A 3,272-nucleotide genomic window follows, 5' to 3' on the forward strand; every position below is an offset into this window, starting at 1 on the left:
GGACACGACACCACCGACCCCACCACCACACCCGACCCCGCCCACCCGGCATACGTCATCTACACCTCGGGATCGACAGGTGTACCCAAGGGCGTCACCATCCCGCACTCCGGGGTCGTCAACCGTCTGTGGTGGATGCAGTCCGAGTACGGGATCGGGGCCGACGACCGGGTCCTCCAGAAGACGCCGGCCGGATTCGACGTGTCCGTATGGGAGTTCTTCTGGCCGTTGACGCAGGGCGCGTCCCTGGTCCTGGCCAAGCCCGACGGACACAAGGACGCCCGGTACCTGGCCGGACTCGTGGAGAGCGAGAGCGTCACCACGGCGCACTTCGTGCCGTCGATGCTCGACGCGTTCCTGAGCGAACCGTCGGCCGTGCGCTGCGTGTCCCTGCGGCGGGTGTTCTGCAGTGGCGAGGCGCTGCCCGCCCATCTGGTGGCACGCTTCCACTCCCTGCTGCCCGCGCGGCTCCACAACCTGTACGGGCCGACGGAGGCGACGGTCGACGTCACGTTCCACCCCTGCACCACGGACGGCGACCCGCACATCGCCCCGCCGATCGGCCGGCCCATCGCCAACACACGGGTGTACGTCCTGGACGCGGGGCTGCGCCCGGTGCCACCGGGAGTGCCCGGGGAGCTGTATCTCGCCGGGGCAGGTCTGGCACGGGGGTATCTGAACCGGCCGGGCCTCACCGCCGAACGCTTCACCGCCGATCCGTACGGTGCGCCGGGCGCGCGGATGTACCGCACCGGCGACCTGGCGACCTGGAACGCCGATGGCGCCCTGCGCTATCTGGGACGTACGGACGACCAGGTCAAGCTGCGCGGCTTCCGCATCGAACTCGGAGAGATCGAAGCCGCTCTGGCAGCCTGCCCAGGCGTGTCCGGAACCGCGGTGATGATCCGTGAGGACCGGCCCGGTGACCACCGCCTGGTGGGGTACACGGTGATGGAGGCCGGCGCGGTCCTCGATCAGCAGGACGTGCGGGCTCAGCTGGGGCGGACTCTGCCCGAGTACATGGTGCCCACGGCCGTCGTCGCCCTCGACGGTCTCCCGCTGACGCCCAACGGCAAATTGGACCGCAGGGCGCTGCCGGCGCCCGACCAGGCCGGCGCGGGCACTGTCAGCCGGTCTCCGCGGAACGACCGCGAAGAGGTACTCGCCGGGCTCTTCGCCGAAGTCCTCGGCCTGGAGTCGGTCGGCATCGACGACGACTTCTTCGCGCTCGGCGGTCATTCGCTGCTCGCCACGCGCCTCGTCGGGCGCATCCGAACCGTCGTCGGCGCCGAGGTCGACCTGCGGACGGTCTTCACCAGGCCGACGGTGGCGGAGCTGGCGGAGAACCTCAAAAGCCCGGGGAGGGCCAGGCCCAAGCTGCGGCCGCGGTCGCGCGAGACGACATGAGCACAGCCCGGCCGGTGGCCGGGAGCAGAACGAGCCGGACATCCGTAGCGCCGAAAGGCACAAGGAACAGGGGAGAAGTGGCGTGAGCGAGCCGAGGGACTGGACGCCTCATGTGGTGACACCGGACACCGTGGGGGTGGCCGCGAACCACGAGGGCCTGCTGGCGGCGTTGAGCGACACCGCGAAGACGGGCGAGCTGCTGCTGGCGAAGAAGGCCCTCGTCTTCCGCGGCTTCGGCACGTCTAAGGAACAGGTCGACTCGGCGCTCGACCTGTTGCTGCCGAACCGTCTCGCTTACGTCCACGGCAACTCGCCCCGCACCAAGGTGGGCAGCAACGTCTACACCTCGACCGAGTACCCGGCCGAGTTCACCATCTCCATGCACAACGAACTGTCCTACGCGCGGCGTTGGCCCTCCCGGCTCGCCTTCTACTGCGAGCGCCGGCCCACCACCGGAGGCGCCACCCCGGTGGTCGACTGCACGGTGTGGCTGAACTCGCTGGACGAGGAGGTCAGGGCCGCCTTCGACAAGGGGATCCGCTACACGCAGAACCTGCACAGCGGCGCCGGCTTCGGCCGGAGCTGGCAGGACACGTTCGAGACCTCCGACCGGGACGAGGTCGAGGCGCACCTCGCGGACGCCGACGTCGCCTGGGAGTGGAAGCCGGACGGCGGCATCCGGCTGACGCAGTCGCGCCCCGCCACCGTCCGGCATCAGGTCACCGGCGACGAGGTCTGGTTCAACCAGTTCGACCAGTGGCACCTGGCCGGCCTCGACGCCGACACCGCGACGATGCTCTCCGAGCTGATGCCGGAGGACGAGCTGCCGCAGTCGGTGACGTTCGCCGACGGCACGCCCATTCCCGACGCGTACGTGGCGCACGTACGCGACAAGGGCCTGGACGCGGCCGTGGACGTGGACTGGTACGACGGCGATCTGCTGCTGATCGACAACGTGGCCGTGGCGCACGGCCGCCGCCCGTACACGGGACCGCGCCGCGTCCTGGTGGCCATGTCCGGGTGACCTGAGATCCGGGTGATCTGAGCCTTCCGGTTCCGGATCCCATCGCGCGGGGACAGACCGGCGCTCGAGCTGCTGCTGTGACAGAGGGGAACGCGAGAAGAACATGGTGCCGTTGTCGTTCGCGCAGCGTCGGTTGTGGTTCCAGTACCGGTTCGAGGGCCCCAGCCCCACGTACAACGTGCCGGTGGTGCTGCGTCTGTCCGGTGCGCTGGACACCGATGCCCTGCGGGCGGCGCTCGGTGATGTGGTGGCGCGGCACGAGGCGCTGCGTACGGTCTTCCCCGATGTGGACGGCCGGCCCTACCAGTCCTTCGATCTCGCGACGGAACTGCCCATCCGCGCCGCCCTGTTCACCCTCGGCGACGCCGTGGACGAGCTTGTGCTGGTCCTGGTGATCCACCACATCGCCGGGGACGGCTGGTCGATGGGGCCCCTGACCGGCGATCTGAGCACGGCCTACGCGGCCCGGTGTGCGGGCCGGGCTCCGGCATGGGAGCCGTTGCCGGTCCAGTACGCCGACTACACCCTGTGGCAGCGCGAGTTGCTGGGGGACGAGGACGATCCGGACAGTGTGCTCGCCGACCAGCTCGGCTACTGGAAGAAGGCGCTGGCCGGGCTGCCGGAGCGTCTCGAACTGCCCACCGATCACCCGTACCCGGAGCAGGCCGGGCACGACGGCGCTTCGGTGCCGGTGCAGATCGACGCCGGGCTCCACCGGGCGCTGATCGGGCTCGCCCGTTCACGGCAGACGACGGTGTTCATGGTGTTGCAGGCCGCTGTGGGTGTGCTGCTGCACCGCCTCGGCGCCGGGACGGACATCCCCATCGGCACGCCGGTCGCG

General features: G+C 70.1%; 3 protein-coding genes. All 3 read left to right on the plus strand.

What is annotated here, in order from left to right; translation table 11 throughout:
• Positions 1 to 1,407: amino acid adenylation domain-containing protein (locus IO24_RS0139885; protein ID WP_031144759.1), on the plus strand; the 1,407-nt coding region annotated here is incomplete at its 5' end.
• Positions 1,408 to 1,489: 82 nt separating this feature from the next.
• Positions 1,490 to 2,431: a TauD/TfdA family dioxygenase gene (locus tag IO24_RS0139890; protein WP_031144761.1), complete on the plus strand. Its 942-nt coding sequence runs from the start codon at positions 1,490 to 1,492 to the stop codon at positions 2,429 to 2,431.
• A 106-nt stretch (positions 2,432 to 2,537) separates the two neighbouring features.
• Positions 2,538 to 3,272: condensation domain-containing protein (locus IO24_RS0139895; protein ID WP_244310235.1), on the plus strand; the 735-nt coding region annotated here is incomplete at its 3' end.

Source organism: Streptomyces flavovariabilis, from assembly GCF_000725785.1.
Classification (GTDB): Bacteria; Actinomycetota; Actinomycetes; order Streptomycetales; family Streptomycetaceae; genus Streptomyces; species Streptomyces hawaiiensis.